Below are 16,629 nucleotides of genomic sequence, written 5' to 3' on the forward strand. Positions count from 1 at the left end.
CCCCCCCCCCCGCTCCGCAGCACCCTTCCGACGACGTAAGAGGACCCCATGGCCCAGGACACCACCACGCTCTCCAGCGGCACGCTGACGAGCGTCGAACAGCGCGGGATCGAGCCCGTGCCCCACGACGAGCGGAACGGATCGCCCGGTGCGCTGTTCTGGGTCTGGTTCGCCGCGAACATCTCGATCCTCGGGCTCCCCCTCGGCGCCACACTCGTCGCGTTCCAGGGCCTGACGATCTGGCAGGCCCTCGTCGTCGCGGTGATCGGAGCGGCCGGCTCCTTCGCGGTCGTCGGCGTCATCTCCATCGCCGGCCGGCGCGGCGGCGCCCCGGGCCTGACGCTGAGCCGCGCGGTGTTCGGCGTGCGCGGCAACGTCGGACCGACCGCGGTGTCGCTGCTGTCCCGCCTGGGCTGGGAGACCGTGAACACCACCACGGCGGCGTTCGTGCTGCTGTCACTGTTCACCATCCTGTTCGGGACCGGCGGCGACGCGAAGACGAACCCGGTGCTGACGATCGTCGCCATCCTGGTGTTCGTCGTCGCGACCGTGCTCATCTCCGGCCTCGGCCACGCCTTCATCGTCGCCGTGCAGAAGTGGGCGACGTGGGTGTTCGGCGCGCTGAACGTGTTCGTCGCCGTGTTCCTGGTGCTCCGCGTCGACTGGGACGTCGTCGGGTCGCAGCCGGCGGGTCCGGTCGCCGCGATGGTCATCGGCATCGGCACCATCGCCGCCGGCACCGGCATCGGGTGGGCGACCGCCGGCGCGGACATCGCCCGCTACACCCGCACCTCGGTGAAGGCGGGCGCGCTCATCAGCGCGAGCGCAGCCGGGGCGGGCATCCCGCTCGTCGTCCTGGTCGGCCTCGGCGCGCTCGTGTCCGCGGGCGATCCGACCCTCGCGCAGGCCGGCGACCCGGTGGCCGCGATCCGCGACCTGCTGCCGAGCTGGATGGCGATCCCCTACCTGGTCGCGGCGTTCGGCGGCCTGCTGCTGTCGAACCACCTGTCGGTGTACTCCGCCAGCCTCACCACGCTGACCCTCGGCATCAAGGTGCCCCGGGTCTGGGCGGTCGCCGTCGACGTGATCGTCACGACGCTCGGCGCGATGTACTTCATGCTCGTCGCCGACGGCTTCTACGCCCCGTTCATCACGTTCATCTCGGTCCTCGCCGTGCCGATCACCGCCTGGCTCGGGGTCTTCACCGCCGACATGGTGCGGCGACGCTGGTACGACCCGGCCGCGCTCCTCGACCTGCGCGCCGGCGGTCGCTACTGGTACCGCGGCGGTGTCGCCTGGGGCGCCCTCGCCGCCTGGGTCGTCGCGATCGTCGTCGGCTTCCTGTTCACCTCGGTGCAGGTCGGCGACGCGGACCCCGTGTTCGTCGGGGCGTTCTCGGCCAGCTGGATCGGGTCGAACGGCCTCGGGTGGATCGTGACGTTCATCGTCGCCGCCGGCGTGTACCTGCTCACCGGCGGAGCCCGCGGCCAGGTGGTCGCACCCGAGGGGGACCGCACGTGAGCCGCCTCGTCTCCGTCGGCAACGTCATCGTCGACATCGTCATGCGCGTCGACGCGATCCCCGAGCCCGGCGGTGACGCCATCGCGTCCGCGTCCGGCATCACCGCCGGCGGCGGCCTCAACACGATGGTGGCCGCCGTGCGCGACGGCATGCAGGTCGCCTTCGCCGGGCAGTACGGCACCGGACCGTTCGGCGACGTCGTGCGTGACGCGCTCGCGTCGTCCGGTGTCGAGGTCCTGCAACCCGGGCTCGACGACGTGGACAGCGGGTACTGCGTGGCACTCGTCGACGCGTCGACCGAGCGCACCTTCGTCACGAGCGTCGGTGCCGAGGGCCGCCTCGACCGGTCGGCCCTCGACCGGGTCGAGCTCCGCCCCGACGACACGGTGTTCGTCTCGGGCTACGGCCTGGCCCACGCCGTGAACGGTCCGGCGATCGCGGACTGGCTCGCGACGGTGCCGGACACCGTCCGGGTCGTCCTCGACCCGTCGCCGCTGGTCGACACGCTGCCCCCGTCGGTGCTCCGCCCCGTCACTGCTCGCGCGGACGTGGTCAGCGCGAACGGTCGGGAGGCACGGCTCATGGCCCCGACGGCCGCGGGACTCGCCGAGGCGGTCGCCGCGATCGCCGCGTCCGCCCGCGGCACCGCCCTCGTCCGCGACGGCGCAGCGGGCTGCTGGGTCGCCGAGCCGGGGCGCGAGCCGGTCCTGGTGCCCGGGTTCCCCGTCGACGCGGTGGACTCGAACGGTGCGGGCGACGCGCACGGTGGAGTGCTCGTCGCGGCCCTGTCCCGCGGGGCTCCACTGGTCGACGCGGTCCGACGGGCGAACGCCGCGGCCGCCCTCGCGGTGACGCAGCACGGCCCGGCGACGGCACCGACCGCAGCCGAGACGGACGCCTTCCTCGCCGCGCACGCCTGACGCGGCGGGCTGCTCACCGTCCGGCGAGCCGGGACGCCTCGTCCCGCGCCGCGCGTCGGGCGAAGGCGTCCGCGATGGGGACGTCGGTCGAGGAGTGCGCGATGATCGAGAGCACGACGGCGACCACGATCACGTGGAAGAGCCGATCGGCGTCGGGCACCGCGCTGCCGAGCACGAGCAGCCCGTACAGCACGCTCGCGAACCCCTTCGGGCCGAACCACGCCGCCGTCAACCGCTCCCACCGGTCCAGACCGCTGCGTGCCAGCGCGACCTCGACCGCGAGCGGCCGCGCCAGCAGGAGCAGCAGCACGGCGAAGACGTAGCCGAGCACGCCCACGTCGGCGAGCAGGGACGGGCTGATCAGCGTCCCGAACACCAGGATCGCGAGGAGCTTCACGACCTCGCTGACGAGCTCGCCGAACTCCCGGAACGCATCGCGCGTCTGCGGCGCGATGCTCGCGATCGTGATGCCGCACGCGAACGCCGCCAGGTACAGGTTCGCGTCCAGCACCTGCGCCAGCCCGAAGGTGAGCAGTCCGACGGCGACGGGCGTCAGGGTCGCGTAGAGCGGGGTGGCGCGGAAGAACGGCAGCGCGAACAGCAGACGCACGGCGACGGGCACCGCGACGCCGAGCACGACGCCGAGCAGGAGCTCGACGGCGAGCACCCCCACCTCGGCGTGCTCCCCCGACGCCACCGCCAGGAACACGAGCACGAGCGGCAGCGCCAGGCCGTCGTTCAGGCCCGACTCGACGTTCAGCAGACCGCGCGTGCGCTGCGGGATCTCCTCCCGCCCCACGATCGCCGACGCGAAGACCGGGTCCGTCGGGGCCAGGACGGCCGCGACGAGCAGCGCGCTCGCCCAGTCGAGGCCGAGCAGCCAGACCCCGAGCACCGCGCTGATCACGAGCGTCAACGGCAACCCCAGCAGGAGCGCACGGCCCGGCAACCGCCAGGCGTGCCGCAGCTGCCTGATCCCGATCTGTTGCCCGTCGGTGAACAGCACGGTGAAGAGGGCGATCTCGGAGACCGTGTTCACCAGCGGGTCGTCGGGCGTCAGGTGGACCAGGTCCGTCACGCCGTCACCCAGGACGAACCCGGCGACGAGGAACAGCACGGTCGTCGACACGATCGTCCGTTTCGCGATCGCCGAGATCCCGACGGCGAGGACCAGCACCACCGCGAACGCGACGAGGAGGCTCATGCGACCGCTCCGCGCATCCCGGTCCTCTCGACGTTCGTCATCGCGTCCTCGCTACCCGCTCGGACCTCGGTGCGCTCCCGGGTCCCGCCCCCGGAGGATCAGCGGTCGTGGTCGGGCGACGCGGATCCCGGGCGCTCGCGACGTCCGATGGCGCGACGTCGGCGGGCCGCCAGGAACACGACGACGAGCGCGAGGGCGACGACGACCCCGAGCGCCAGCGGCCAGACCAGCGCGGGCGGAACGCCGTCGAGCGGTCCGGACGGCTCGGCTCCGGGAGACGGCGGAGTGGAGGCGGCAGCAGCCCGGGCGGCCTCCCGGATGCCGTCGACCGCGGCGTCCGCCATCACCGCCGCGCCGGCCTCGTTCGGGTGCAGCGAGCTCGGCACGAGGTCGATGCGGTCGAGGCTCGACGACGCGGACAGCTCGACGCCGTGGACGTACGCCCCCTGGCGAGCACACGGGGTGTGGGCGAGCGAGTCGTCGAGCACCGACACGTACTCGGCCCCGTTCGACTCGACCACGTCACGCGTGACGTCGTCGAGCTCCCGCTGCACGTGGTGCAGGTACGGCACGTCGGCGTCGGTGAAGGGGAAGGCGTTCGACGGGAAGCGTCCCTGCGCGACCTCGGCGCCCACGGCCGGACGGAAGCACCCGCCGCTCGGCGTGTGCGCCGCGTCCGGGAAGATCGCGAGGTACCCGACGACGACCACCAGCGCCCGCGGCGCCGCACGGTGGACGGCGCGCACCGTCCGCGCGACGCCGGTCGCGACCGTGTCGTGCACCCGGTCGAGCACCGCGTCGTCGCCCCCGTCGGTGAACCCGGACCGGCAGTCGGCGGCCTGCTGACCGGAGACGACCGGGCCGTTCGCGGAGAACGCGAAGCAGGACGTCGCGGTGCCGAAGAGCCCGGAGTCGTTGCCGCCGATCGTGATGGTGACGACGCCGGTGTCGTCGCCGACCGCGCCGATCTGCGGCGCGACGTCGTGCTGCCGCGCGGTCAGGACGTCATCGGTGGTGGCTCCGGCACAGGTGACGTCGGTGAGGTCGAGGCCGAGTGTCTCCGCCACACGGTGCGGGTAGTCGTCCGCGGACTGCCCGCACGCGGCCGTCGGCTCACCGGTCGGGTCGCCGAGGCCGTACCCGGCGGCGTAGGAGTCACCGAGCGCGACGTACTCCGAGGACGCCGTCCCGAGCGCCGGTGCCGTCTGCGACGCGCTCGCGCCGACGTCGGCCGGGGCGACCGCTCCGAGGAGCCCGGTGAGCACGACCAGCGACACGGTACGGACCACGGTGCTGATCACGGCGCGGACACCCTCCTCGTTCGGACTGCGGGACGTCCCAGTCTGACGGAGCTTCCTCCGCGCCGGGTGCACTGTGGCTGGTGACGGCGCTGCCCGGCGCCGGGACGGAAGTGAGTGATGTGGTTCCAGACCTGGGCCGACCTCGGGCGGGTGCTCCTCGTCGGCACGGCCGCGTACGTGTTCGTGGTCGTCGTGGTGCGGGTCTCCGGGAAGCGGACGCTGAGCCAGTTGAACGCGTTCGACTTCGTCGTCACCGTCGCGCTCGGTTCGACGCTGGCGACGATCCTGCTCAGCAGCGACGTGTCCTGGGCGGAAGGAGCGGTGGCACTCGCGCTGCTGGCGGCCCTGCAACTCGTCGTGGCGTGGATCTCGTCGCGGGTACCGGCGTTCCGGTCCGTCGTGACCGCCCGCCCGGCCGTGGTGCTGTGGCACGGGGAGCTGCAGAGCGCGGCGCTCCGCGCCAACCGGCTCGCGGCCTCCGAGGTCCGGCAGGCGGTCCGCAGCGCCGGGACCGGGGACATGAGCACGGTGGCCGCGGTCGTCGTCGAGACGGACGGCACGCTCAGCGTCATCCCGGAGGACGCACTGGGCGACGGTTCGGCGTTGGCCGACCTGTCCTGAACACCATCACCCGCGTGGCGGTGGCGACCCGCGCCTCCCGTCCGTCGTCAGTCCGCGGCTGCGGGAGCCACCTCGGCCGGCAGCTCGCCCCGCGTCGGCGGGTCCGCGCCCGGGCGTGACACCGTCACCGCCGCGCACGCCAGAGCGAGGGCCGCCAGCCGGCCGAGCTCGTCGGCGTCGAGGTCGGCCGGGGCCGACCCGGACGCCAGCACGCCCGCGAGCAGGCCGGACATGAACGAGTCCCCGGCGCCGATGGTGTCCGCGACGTCGACCGCCGGTGCCGGCAGCGTGCGGCGAGCGCCGGCCGAGGCGATCACGCACCCCGATCCGCCGAGCGTCACGGCGACGAGCCCGGGTCCGGTCGCCAGCAGCCCGTCGAGCACCTGGTCCACGTCGCGATCGGGCCAGAGCCACGCGGCGTCCTCGTCGCTCAACTTCACGACGTCGGCCTCGGTGAGCAACGGCTCGAGGGTCGCGAGCACGGCGTCGCGGTCAGGTGTGATGGTCGGTCGGACGTTCGGGTCGACCGACACGATCGTGCCGTCGGGCCGCGACCGCACGGCGTCGAGCACCCTCCGCGCGCCCGGCTGCAGGACCGCGCCGATCGAACCGACGTGCACGAGCGGCGTCCCGCCCGGTACCCGCACCGGGTCGAGCCGCCAGTCCAGGTCGAACTCGTAGGTCGCACCGCCGTCGTCGCCGATCGTCGCGACGGCGGTGGACGTCCGCTCGATCGCCGTCGCGTCCACCTGCACCTCGCTCGCGCCGACGTGCTGGCGGACGGAGGCACCGCGTTCGTCGTCCCCGAGCGCGCAGACGAGCCGAGCCGACCGGCCGAGCCGCGCGAGCCCGACCGCGACGTTCATCGGGCTGCCGCCCGGGTGCTCCGAACGCCCCTCGGGGCGGTCGACCACGTCGACCAGGGCTTCTCCGATGACGATGACGGGATCCATGCGCACCACCCTCCCAGAGCCGGTGACCGCGTGTCGTCGCGGTCGGCGGGTCAGCCCGCGCCGGACCCGCCCTGGGCGGGACCGAGGACCTCGGCGAGCTGTGCCCGGCCGCTGATCCCGAGCTTCCGGTAGGCCGAGTACAGGTGGGCGCCGACCGTACGCGGGGACAGGAACAGCTGCTGGGCGATCCCGCGGTTCGTGAGCCCCGTGTTCGCCAGGGCGCAGATCCGCAGCTCCTGGGGCGTGAGCACGGTCGTCCGCGACGGTGGAGCGTCCGGCATGCGCTCACCCGTGGCGCGGAGCACCTCGCGTGCGCGTCGCGCCCACGCGGGGGCGGGCAGGCGTTCGAACAGTACGAGTGCGTCGTGCAGGACCGTCCTGCTGTCCGCGGTCCGGCCGGCCCGACGGAGGTGGTCGCCGGCGAGCAGGAGCGCCCGCGCCTGCATGTACGGCATGGGGAGCGGCCGGTCCCGCAGCACCCGCACGGCCGCGTCCGGGTCGACGTCGAGCGCCAGGGCCGACTCCGTGTACCGGAGCGCCGACACGAGGATCGGGCCGTGCCACGTCTCGTGGAGCTCGGCCAACCGGCGCGCGTGGAGGTCCACCAGGTCGTGGGACTCGGTGGCGACGGCGCCGTCCACGTAGTCCTGCGTCGTGAGGACCGCGAAGTTCGGGTTGTACGCGTCCCCGTCAGCCTCGAGGAGCGGTCGCAGGGCGTCCCGGGCGTCACGAGGACGACCGTCGAGCAGTGCCGACACCGCGGTCACGCCCTGCAGGTTCGCGCGCATCACGCTGGACTGCAGGACGTGCGCTCCCGTCGCTGATCCCGCCGTGATCGCGTCACGGTCCGGCGGGACACCGTCGATCCCGTCGAACCAGGCGACGCAGGCCCGGGCGGCGGTCGCGTAGCCGGCGTCCCCGAGGTCGCGTCCGAGCACGACCGCCTCCTCCGCCAGGGTCCGCGCCCGGCCCAGTCGACCGGCCTGGAAGTTGCTCATCGAGGCGCCGAGCAGCGCCTGGGGCAGGATGCGGAGGTCACCACGCGCGCGCAGACCGGCCACGGCGAGCTCGAGCCGCTCACGGGCCTCCACGAACTCGCCGGCGATGTTCAGGGCGTAGCCGAGCCACCACGCCTGCTCCGGATCGCCGGGGTCGACGGCGCCGCGCGCGAGGACGCGCTCGACGACCTCGTCGCCCCGCACCAGCGGCTCGGTGACCGCGGCGAGCAGGATGCTCCGCGGGTCGTCGTCCGGCAGGGCCAGTGCGTGGACGGCCTCCAGCATCGGGGTCCCGGGGACCGCGACGCGGTTGTGGTCCCACGCGATGGAAGCCAGGTGCAGCAGGGCGCCGGTCGCGAGGTCGACGGCGCCGTGCTCCTGCAGCGCACGGACGGCGGCCAGGGCCGGGGCCAGGTCACCACGGGCGAGCGCCGTCCGGCCGGTCGGGAGCGTCTCGCGGATCCACGCGGCACGGGCCGACAGCACCGGGTCGTTCGTCTCCGTCGCGGCTCGCTGGACGAGCAGTGCGGCGTCGGCGGTCCGGCCCGCGAGCCCCGCCTGGTCCGCGGCGTCGAGGAGGCGTTCGACACGGAGCGGTCCCGGGACGGTGAGCTCCGCGGCGCGTTCCGTCGCCCGCGCGGCGGCCACCGGGTCACCGGTCGCGAGCGCCGACCGGGCGTGGGCGGCGAGTTCGGCGCTCAGCTCGGCGTCCGCTCCGGTCGCCAGCTCCGAGCGCCACCACAGCGTCCGTGCCGGGTCGGACGCGTGCTCCTGCACGAGGGCACGGAGGACCGCGGCCCGCTCGGACGGTCGGCTGATCTTCGTGACCGCCGTCTGCACGAGTGGGTGGCGGAACCGCAGCCCGCTCCGGTCCGACCAGACGAGGAGGGACGCCGCGACCGCCCGGTCGATCCAGGACGGGTCGGGGTACCGGCCGAGGGCGCGGTCGACGAAGCGCCCGGCGTCCTCCGCCGTGGCGGTCCCGCCCAGAGCGATGGCCAGCACCGCGAGGCGCGCCGGTTGGTCCAGGTCCACGAACCGCTCCGCGAAGGCTGTCTCGAGGCGACGGGTGACCGCCCCGTCCTCCGCCGTCTCCGGGCCCCGGCCGGTGAGCTCCACGAGGGCGAGGGGGTTGCCCTGGGCGAGTTCGAGGAGCGCTCGCCGGGCGGCGCCGAGCGGTGGTCGCGGCAGCGCGTCCAGGAGCGCGTCGGCCTCGTGCTCGGAGAGGGGACCGAGGTGGATGCGCTCGAGGCCCGCCTCGTCGTCCGTCGGGCGCTCCCGCGTCGTCATGAGGACCACGACCGGGTCCTGACCGATGCGGCGGGCGAGCATCCGGAGCGCCCACCGCGACTCGGGGTCGATCCAGTGCACGTCCTCGACGACGAGCAGGAGCGGGGTGACGGCCGCCGCGTCGGACACGACCGTGAGCGCCGCGAGTCCGGCGAGCAACGGCGACGGCTGCACGCCGTCCGCCAGGTGGAACGCGGTCTCGAGGGCGCTCCGTTGGGGCGGCGGCAGGGCGTCGATGCCGGCACGGAGCGGGTGGAGCAGGAGCTGCAGCGCGGCGTACTGCTCACCGGACTCCGCCGTCGAGCCCGCGGTGCGGAGGACGCGGACGTCGCGGCTCCGCGCGTACGCGGTCACGATGTCGACGAGGGTCGTCTTGCCGACGCCGGCGTCACCGTCGACGACGACCGCCGACCCCTCGGACCCGATCCGGTCGATCAGGGAACGGAGACGTTCGAGCTCTCCGTCTCGCCCGACCACGACGGCACGCTCCTCCACGCGTCGAGTATCGCATCCTCGCGCAGCCGCACCTCGACCTGGTGCCGGGCCCGGAGGTACTCGACCGCGGCCGCCGCAGCGCTGCCGGGAGGGCCCGAGAACGACGACAGGAAGTGCTCCCCGCCGGACACCGCCAGGGTCTGCCACCGGAAGGTGACGGAGCCGAAGGGCTCGACCTCGACCGGTGCCCAACCCTCACGCAACGGGCGCGCCTCGTGGTCCGCCCACACCCGGCGGAACGTCTGCGACCGCTGCGACAGGATCCCGACGAGTTCGTCCAGCCGCGGCTCGCCCGGGTCCGCGTGGAAGCGCAACGCCGCGGTCATGTCGGCGACGGTCCGCTCCCACGCGGCGCGGTGCCGCTCGTCCGTCTCACGGGCGGCCCGGCGGACCACCTCCTCGAGCACGTTCGACCCCGGCTCGCACCGCGCGGGCAGCAGCATCCGTCCCAGGTCGTTGACGGCGACCAGGTCGTGGTGGCGGTCGACCACGTACGCGGGGATCGTCGACCACGACGACAACATGGATGCCAGGTCGACCGACGGGCCGCGGACCGCCTCCGGTCCCCCGTCCGTCCCGGCACCAGGCGACACCGGCGGGTGCGGTCGCGGGCCCACCTGTCCGGCGAGGCGGAACAGGTGCTCCCGGCCGTCGGCGTCGAGGCCGAACGTGCGCGCGAGCGACGCGAGGACCTGCGCCGAGGGGCGACGGTCCTTGCCCTGCTCCAGCCGGAGGTAGTAGTCGGCGCTGATCCCCGCGAGCTGCGCGACCTCCTGCCGGCGCAGTCCCCGGACGCGGCGACCGCGTCCGGTCTCGAACCCGTGGTCCTCGGGCCGGAGGCGGTCGCGGCGAGCGCGGAGGTAGGCCCCGAGGTCAGTCGTCACGTCGTCCACTGCAACCCCTTCCCGTCTCGACGGTAGGGTCCCCGGCCCCGCCGCCGCCACACGTCGACGACCTATTCCGACGGGTCGACCTACCTAGGTACGACCGACCAGCGGCCGGGGCTGACCCCCGCGGGGCCACCATCGCGCTCCCCCTCCGTCGCGGCCGCTGCCCGTGGTTCCGCAGGATCCGTCGGCGACCGACCCGGCGCCCTGCGTCCGGAGACGCCGCGGAGCCTGCTCGCGCGTGAACAGACGCTCGTCGAGCTGGCCGGGGCAGGGCCACGACAGGCGCCGTCCGCCCTTCCTAGCGTGTGGCCCGTCCCACCTCCACCATCCGATCCTGAGAGGACCGACGATGTCAGCACCCACCATCGTGCTCGTCCACGGAGCGTTCGCCGACTCGGCGAGCTACGCTCCCGTCACCGGCGCACTGCTCGACCAGGGGCACCGCGTCATCGTGCCCGCCGTCCCGAACCGCAGCCTGCTCGGGGACTCCGCCTACGTCCGCTCGATCGTCGAGGGGGTCGACGGCCCGGTCGTGCTCGTCGGCCACTCGTACGGCGGTGCGGTCATCACCGTCGCCGGTGCTGCCGAGAACGTCGTCGGGCTCGTGTACCTCGCCGGGTACGCCCTCGACGAGGGCGAGAGCCTCGGCGCGCTGCAGGGCGGTTTCCCGGACTCCGACCTCGCCGCGAACCTCGTCTACACGCCGTTCCCGGTCCCCGGCGGCGAGGACGGAACCGACGTGTCCGTCGCCGTCGACGCGTTCCCGGACGTCTTCGCAGCGGGTGTCGACCGCGCGACCACCGAGGTGCTCGCCGTCTCGCAGCGTCCCCTCGCCGCCCTGGCGTTCGGCGAGCAGGCACCCGTCGCCGCGTGGAAGACCACCCCGGCGTGGGGCATCGTCTCCGCCGCCGACCGGACGATCAACCCGGACGTGGAGCGGTTCGGGTACCAGCGCGGCGGCTTCCGCACCGTCGTCGAGCTGGACGCCCCGCACCTCGTCATGCTCTCCCACCCCCAGGACGTCGTCGCGTTCATCACCGACGCCGTCGCCGAACTCTCCCGGAAGGACCAGTCGTGACCACCGCGAACCCGAAGGACATCGCCCTCGAGCCCGCCGCCCAGGCGTTCGTCGAGGCGACCGCGAACCCGCCGTTCCTGTACCAGCTCAGCCCCGAGGACGGCCGTGCCGCAGTCGACGGCGTGCAGGACTCGGAGATCTGGAAGCCCGAGGTCGACGAGGAGTGGGTCACCGTCGAGGGCGGCCCCACCGGCACCGTCCGCGCCCGCATCGTCAAGCCGAAGGGCGCCACCGGGGTCCTGCCCGTCGTGCTCTACACGCACGGAGCCGGCTGGGTCTTCGGCGACGCCCACACCCACGACCGCCTGGTCCGCGACCTCGCCGTGGGCACCGGCGCAGCCGTCGTCTTCCCCGAGTACGACCGCGCCCCGGAACACCGGTACCCCGTGCAGAACGAGCAGTCCTACGCGGTCGCGCAGTGGGTCGTCCAGCACGGCGCCGAGCACGACCTCGACGGCAGCACGATGGCGATCGCCGGCGACTCGGTCGGCGGCAACATGGCCATCGCGCTGAACCTCATGGGCGCCGAGCGCGGGGACGTGTCCTTCCGCGGCGCGGTCCTGTTCTACCCGGTGACCGACGCGGCATTCGACACCCCGTCCTACGAGGAGTTCGCCGAGGGCTACTTCCTGGCCCGTGACGGCATGCGGTGGTTCTGGGACCAGTACACGACGAGCGAGGAGGACCGCGCGCAGATCACGGCCTCCCCGCTCCGCGCGACCGAGGAGCAGCTCGCCTCCTTCCCGCCGACCCTCGTGGTGACGGGCGAGGCCGACGTGCTCCGTGACGAGGGCGAGGCGTTCGCCGCGAAGCTCCGTCGTGCTGGCGTCGAGGTCACCGCCGTCCGGTACGGCGGCATCATCCACGACTTCGTGATGGTGAACAGCATGCACGACACCCCGCAGGCGAAGGCCGCGGTCGCCCAGGCGGTCGCACACCTGTCCGCAGCGCTGCAGCGCTGAACGGGTGCGGGTGCGGCCGGTCGCCCGCCGGTCGCACCCGCGCCGCCCCGCCCGAGCGGGCGACAGCCCGCCCGGCCGCACCTCCGCAGCCACGCACTCCCGCCCGCCCCGTCACCGAGAGGCTCCCCATGCCCGCCACCACACCCACCGCCGTCCTGATCCACGGCGCGTTCGCCGACTCCTCGAGCTGGAACGCGGTCACCGCGCAGCTCACCGCCGCCGACGTCGACGTCGTCGCGTTCGCCAACCCCCTGCGCAGCGTCCGTGCCGACGCCGCGGCGCTGCAGGACCTCGTCCGCTCCCTGGACCGTCCCGTCGTGCTCGTCGGCCACTCGTACGGCGGCATGGTCGCGACCGAGGCCGCCGCCGACCTCGACGCCGTCACCGCCCTCGTCTACGTCGGCGCCTTCGTGCCCGCCCCCGGCGAGAGCGCCGGCGACCTCGCCGGCCGGTTCCCGGGGAGCACCCTCGGCGAGACCCTCTTGCCGACCCCGCTGACCGACGGCGGTGTCGAGTTCCGCATCGACCCGACCCGCTTCCGCCACCAGTTCGCGCACGACGTGCGCGGACCCGAGGCGGCCGCCATGGCGATCGCGCAGCGCCCCGTGACGGAGGCCGCCCTCGGGGAGCCGCTCGGTGCCTCCCGTGCGGCCTGGTCGTCCCTGCCCGCCTGGAGCGTCTTCGGGGAGGACGACCGGAACATCCCGGTCGCCGCGCACCGCTGGATGGCGGAGCGCGCCGGGTTCGTCGACACGACGGAGCTGGCGGGCGCGTCCCACGCGATCGCCGTCTCGCAGCCGGACGCCGTCGCCGCCGCGGTCCTCGCGGCGGTCCGGCACACGTCCTGACGGTGGAGCCCGTGGACGACCTGCCCGACGCGCGCGACTCCGCCGAGCGGTTGCCGGACCGGCCGAGCGCCTTCCTCAGCGCGCTGCTGACGGAGCAGTTCATCCTCGAGTCGGCGCGGAACGCGACGGTGTCGGAGTCCGGCACCCGTGCGTCGATCTACCTGACGACGCTGTCGAGCAGCCTGGTCGCCTTCGGCTTCCTCGCGGACACCCCGTTCGCCGTCGTGTTCCTCGCCGCGGTCCTGCCGATGGTGTTCCTGCTCGGGGTGTTCACCTACGTCCGACTCGTCGAGACGTCGCTCGAGGACGTCGCCGCCCTCGCCGCGCTGCAGCAGATCCGCCGGTACTACCGCACGATCCTGCCCGGCGGCGAGCGGTACTTCCCGATGCCGGCGCGGGACCACGCGCCGAACGAGATGCTCGACATCGGCGGTGCCGCGTCGTGGCGCCGGGTGTTCTCGACCCTGTCGTCGGCTATCGGTGCCGTGAACTCGGTCGTCGCGGGCGCCGGGGTCGTGGCGCTCCTGGTCCACGTCACGACGACCTCGTTCGCCGTGACCGGCGGCGGCGTCGTGGTCCTGGTGCTCCTGGTGCTGCACGGGCTGTTCCAGGAACGGCGGTACGCGCAGCTGCCGCGGATCATCCGGGCGGCGCGGTCCGCGCGGACACCGGGTGCGGACGACGACGACTGACGACGGTCGGCGACGGACGGGAGGCGCGGTGCGGGCTGGCACCGTGCCTCCCGTCCGTCGTCCGGTCACCGGCCGGCTCGTCGCCGCCCTCGAGGGACGTCGGCGGCTCGGGCTCGGGTCGTCCAGCGGAGCGGACATCGTCGACCCGGCCCACTACCATGCACCTGTATGGGGGTACAGTTCGACGACGGAGCAGCGGGGGCGCTCATCAGCGCAGCCCGGCGTGCGGACCGGGTGCTCGGCGAGCAGGGGGCCGGGCGCCGAGGCGCAGCCGAGACGGCGGCGCAGGAGTTCCGAGGCGGGTACGCGGACCTGTTCACGGCAGCGTGCACGCTCGAGGCAGGGGACCGCGGGAAGCTCGGCCGCGCGTTCGACTCGCTGGCGCAGCAGGTCGAGCAGGCGAAGCAGCAGGCGGCCGAGGAACGCGCCCGGCTCAGCGACCTCGCCGCGTGGGACAGCCGCGAGGCCGATCGTGCCGAGCGCCGAGACGACGACCCCGTGCAGTGGGTCACGAGCACCGTCGAGGGCGTCTTCGACCCGCGCCCGTCGGCGCCTCCCGTGCAGCCGTCGACGATCTCGGTCGCGTTCGCGGCGGCGCAGCGGAACCGCACCTCGGCGGGCGTCGGGTCGGGGACGAGCAGCGCGGTGCCCGGCGACCTCCGGACCTTCGCCGCACACGCCCGCGCAGCCGACACCGCGGCCCGGACCGAGGTCGACCGCGTCGCCACCGCTTGGACCCGGTTCGTCGCGTCCTGCTCGTGGGTGCCGACCGGCGGCGCAGGCTTCCTCGACGGCGCACACCGGTACCTCGACGAGAACGACGCCGACGCCGTCTGGATCGGCCACGTCGCCGAGGCCTTCGAGCAGGCCGGCGGCGGCACGATGACCAACCGGTCGCTCGACCTGTTCGTCAGCGCGTTCATCGCCGCCGACGGCGGGGACCCCGCAACCGTCCTCGCGCACATGGACCCCGAGGTCGCGGCGGCGTGGCTGGCCGCGAACCCGCAGGTCCTCGACCGGTTCCTGACGGCCCCGCCGGGGTGGGGGACCCCGGGGAGCGTCTTCGACGCGCTGGTGGCCGCGGCGCGCGTGGCAGGCAGGGCCCCGACCGACTACGCGGACCTGCTGCAGCGGATGTACGTCACGCGTGCGGCTGAGAAGGTCGGGATCGACATGGGCTCCTGGCAGCTCGGTCGCGGTGCGCCGGCGCTCATGCCGCAGGTGGCCGGCTCGTACGAGTACTACGGGAGCCTGTTCCTCGACAACCCGGACTTCACGTGGGCGGGCATGGCGAACATGGTCGGGCCGGACTTCGCCGCGGGGTTCCTCGACCTCCACTCGTTCCGCGACCACATCGCCGCGGCGGTGCCGCTCGCCCCGCCCGCGGTACGACCCCTGATGGAGCGGCTCGGCGAGATGGGCGACGACGAGATCGCGTTCTACGAGCGGACGTTCCTCGACATGCAGAAGGACATCTTCGTCGACGCGTCGACCATGCACGAGGCGTACCTCGACGGAGGCATGGACAGCATCCGCGAGCTCCGTGACGCCGGGCTGCTGCTGGGGGCGACCCCCGACCCGAACGCGGCCGAGCGGTCCGAGGCCGAGACGTTCCGCGCATGGCAGCAGATCGACGCCGGAATGCGCGGCGGCCAGCAGGACCTGGTCGACCAGGGCAACACGACCCTCCTGCTCCGTGAGCAGCGGGACACGATCCAGCAGAACTACACGGACATGCGCAACCACGCGCCCACGGGCGAGGCGCTCACGAGGATGCTCGGCATCGTGGGCGATGCGTCGATCCCCGGCACGAAGACGCTCGGCCAGTACGAGGGCGGGACCGAGGTCCCCGTCGACCTCGTCCCGATCCAGCCCGGTGTGCAGGGCTGGATCGAGCACCTGTACCTGCCGGAGGAGAACATCTCGGAGTTCGACACGCGGTGGGAGTACATCGAGGGCGACACGCTGCCCGCGTGGCAGCAGCTCGTCCACGACGACCCGGACCGGGCACGGGACCTCGTCGGCGCCTCGGTGCCCGACCGGATCGCGGACCGACGCCTCGACGAGCGTGCCGGCGAGCTGCTCGGCGACCTCTACGAACGGGAGTACACGTGGCAGTGACCAGGTACCGACGACTGGCGCTCGGCATCGCCGCCGTGATGACCGTCGCCCTGCTGGCCGGGTGCTCCGGTCAGCTGCCCGGCGTACCGGGCGACTCCACCAGCCAGGACCACGGAAGCGAGGCACGCGTGCGCCACCACGGACCGACCCCGACGGCGATGCGACACGAGGACGGCGTCGAGGTGTGGGACCTCACCGGACCGCCGACCGTCGAGGCGCTCGGCATCGACACCGACGGGCGGGAGACCCTGTCGAACGCGGTTGGCGCCTACAGCTCGACACCCGAACGCCCGGTCCGCATGCTCCTGCCCGGCGGCCGGACCGTCGAGATGGCGGCCGGCGAGGTGATCTTCGAGGCGGCCGACTCCCGCGAGGAGGTCACCGACCCGGACTCCGGCAAGGTGATCATCCCCCAGGGACGCCAGTTCTGGCTGCGCGTGGACGGCCTGACCGAGGAGGGTGTCGACGCCGGCGTGGGCGCCTTCCGTGACGCCCTCGAGCAGGCCGACCTGCCGACGACCAAGGCGGACGAACTGCGCGAACGCGCCAGCACACCTGCGGCGACCGCTGACACCCCGAGCACGAAGCGCATCGGGGAGAGCGTCGAGCTCCCCGACGTGCAGGGAGCGACGGCGTCCATCAGCTCCACGTTCAAGCCGCGGCCGGACGTGCTGGTGTTCCAGCTGCAGTTCCACCTCAACTGGGACCCCGTTCCGATCCCGTGAGCGGCCGCGG

The 16,629-nt window shown here is 73.7% G+C and carries 14 protein-coding genes; 9 read left to right on the top strand and 5 right to left on the bottom strand.

Going from position 1 to position 16,629, the window contains the following annotated elements; translation table 11 throughout:
* The first annotated feature begins 48 nt into the window (after window positions 1-48).
* Window positions 49-1,521 (top strand): cytosine permease, encoded by a 1,473-nt coding sequence (locus DEJ23_RS13900; protein ID WP_111240833.1) that lies wholly within the window; start codon window positions 49-51, stop codon window positions 1,519-1,521.
* Entirely contained in the window at window positions 1,518-2,441 is a 924-nt protein-coding gene (locus DEJ23_RS13905; protein ID WP_111240834.1) for a PfkB family carbohydrate kinase, read from the top strand. The genes DEJ23_RS13900 and DEJ23_RS13905 overlap by 4 nt, the downstream gene beginning before the upstream one ends.
* A gap of 13 nt (window positions 2,442-2,454) precedes the next feature.
* On the opposite strand, the gene DEJ23_RS13910 is transcribed toward DEJ23_RS13905, so the two are convergent.
* Together DEJ23_RS13910 and DEJ23_RS13915 are read right to left on the bottom strand one after the other, a co-directional pair.
* The gene (locus DEJ23_RS13910) at window positions 2,455-3,645 is read right to left on the bottom strand and encodes a sodium:proton antiporter (protein WP_111240835.1); all 1,191 of its coding nucleotides are present in this window, start codon (window positions 3,643-3,645) and stop codon (window positions 2,455-2,457) included.
* 98 nt (window positions 3,646-3,743) lie between these two features.
* A complete protein-coding gene (locus DEJ23_RS13915; RefSeq protein ID WP_181429276.1) occupies window positions 3,744-4,946 on the bottom strand; it encodes an SGNH/GDSL hydrolase family protein in 1,203 nt (400 codons plus the stop codon).
* 117 nt (window positions 4,947-5,063) lie between these two features.
* On the opposite strand from DEJ23_RS13915, the gene DEJ23_RS13920 reads away from it, so the two are divergent.
* The gene (locus DEJ23_RS13920; protein WP_111240865.1) at window positions 5,064-5,567 is read left to right on the top strand and encodes a DUF421 domain-containing protein; all 504 of its coding nucleotides are present in this window, start codon (window positions 5,064-5,066) and stop codon (window positions 5,565-5,567) included.
* 47 nt (window positions 5,568-5,614) lie between these two features.
* On the opposite strand, the gene DEJ23_RS13925 is transcribed toward DEJ23_RS13920, so the two are convergent.
* The 3 genes from DEJ23_RS13925 to DEJ23_RS13935 are packed head-to-tail and all read right to left on the bottom strand — an operon-like array spanning window position 5,615 to window position 10,187.
* The gene (locus DEJ23_RS13925) at window positions 5,615-6,520 is read right to left on the bottom strand and encodes a carbohydrate kinase (RefSeq protein WP_111240837.1); all 906 of its coding nucleotides are present in this window, start codon (window positions 6,518-6,520) and stop codon (window positions 5,615-5,617) included.
* Window positions 6,521-6,570: 50 nt separating this feature from the next.
* On the bottom strand, window positions 6,571-9,303 hold the full coding sequence (locus DEJ23_RS13930) for a LuxR family transcriptional regulator (protein ID WP_111240838.1): 2,733 nt from the start codon (window positions 9,301-9,303) through the stop codon (window positions 6,571-6,573).
* Window positions 9,243-10,187, bottom strand: coding sequence for a helix-turn-helix transcriptional regulator (locus DEJ23_RS13935; RefSeq protein WP_146240306.1), 945 nt, complete (start codon window positions 10,185-10,187; stop codon window positions 9,243-9,245). Before DEJ23_RS13935 ends, DEJ23_RS13930 begins: the two co-directional genes overlap by 61 nt.
* A 355-nt stretch (window positions 10,188-10,542) precedes the next feature.
* Between DEJ23_RS13935 and DEJ23_RS13940 the strand changes: the two genes are divergently transcribed.
* The 6 genes from DEJ23_RS13940 to DEJ23_RS13965 all read left to right on the top strand — a co-directional run bounded on the left by DEJ23_RS13940 (window position 10,543) and on the right by DEJ23_RS13965 (window position 16,619).
* The gene (locus DEJ23_RS13940) at window positions 10,543-11,271 is read left to right on the top strand and encodes an alpha/beta hydrolase (protein WP_111240840.1); all 729 of its coding nucleotides are present in this window, start codon (window positions 10,543-10,545) and stop codon (window positions 11,269-11,271) included.
* Complete coding sequence (locus DEJ23_RS13945; RefSeq protein ID WP_111240841.1) at window positions 11,268-12,233, top strand: alpha/beta hydrolase; 966 nt, start codon at window positions 11,268-11,270, stop codon at window positions 12,231-12,233. Before DEJ23_RS13940 ends, DEJ23_RS13945 begins: the two co-directional genes overlap by 4 nt.
* A 128-nt stretch (window positions 12,234-12,361) precedes the next feature.
* Window positions 12,362-13,081, top strand: a complete 720-nt coding sequence (locus tag DEJ23_RS13950) for an alpha/beta fold hydrolase (RefSeq protein ID WP_111240842.1) — start codon at window positions 12,362-12,364, stop codon at window positions 13,079-13,081.
* An 11-nt stretch (window positions 13,082-13,092) separates the two neighbouring features.
* Complete coding sequence (locus tag DEJ23_RS13955; RefSeq protein ID WP_146240307.1) at window positions 13,093-13,773, top strand: hypothetical protein; 681 nt, start codon at window positions 13,093-13,095, stop codon at window positions 13,771-13,773.
* A gap of 168 nt (window positions 13,774-13,941) precedes the next feature.
* Window positions 13,942-15,894, top strand: coding sequence for a hypothetical protein (locus DEJ23_RS15515; RefSeq protein ID WP_146240308.1), 1,953 nt, complete (start codon window positions 13,942-13,944; stop codon window positions 15,892-15,894).
* Window positions 15,885-16,619 (top strand): hypothetical protein, encoded by a 735-nt coding sequence (locus DEJ23_RS13965; RefSeq protein ID WP_146240309.1) that lies wholly within the window; start codon window positions 15,885-15,887, stop codon window positions 16,617-16,619. Before DEJ23_RS15515 ends, DEJ23_RS13965 begins: the two co-directional genes overlap by 10 nt.
* Window positions 16,620-16,629: the final 10 nt, after the last annotated feature.

Source organism: Curtobacterium sp. MCSS17_008, assembly GCF_003234185.1.
Classification (GTDB): Bacteria; Actinomycetota; Actinomycetes; order Actinomycetales; family Microbacteriaceae; genus Curtobacterium.

Coding starts and splice junctions, on each gene's coding strand:
- DEJ23_RS13900 (WP_111240833.1), top strand. CDS start 49: ATGGCCCAGGACACCACCACGCTCTCCAGCGGCACGCTGACGAGCGTC.
- DEJ23_RS13910 (WP_111240835.1), bottom strand. CDS start 3,645: ATGAGCCTCCTCGTCGCGTTCGCGGTGGTGCTGGTCCTCGCCGTCGGG.
- DEJ23_RS13920 (WP_111240865.1), top strand. CDS start 5,064: ATGTGGTTCCAGACCTGGGCCGACCTCGGGCGGGTGCTCCTCGTCGGC.
- DEJ23_RS13925 (WP_111240837.1), bottom strand. CDS start 6,520: ATGGATCCCGTCATCGTCATCGGAGAAGCCCTGGTCGACGTGGTCGAC.
- DEJ23_RS13940 (WP_111240840.1), top strand. CDS start 10,543: ATGTCAGCACCCACCATCGTGCTCGTCCACGGAGCGTTCGCCGACTCG.
- DEJ23_RS13950 (WP_111240842.1), top strand. CDS start 12,362: ATGCCCGCCACCACACCCACCGCCGTCCTGATCCACGGCGCGTTCGCC.
- DEJ23_RS15515 (WP_146240308.1), top strand. CDS start 13,942: ATGGGGGTACAGTTCGACGACGGAGCAGCGGGGGCGCTCATCAGCGCA.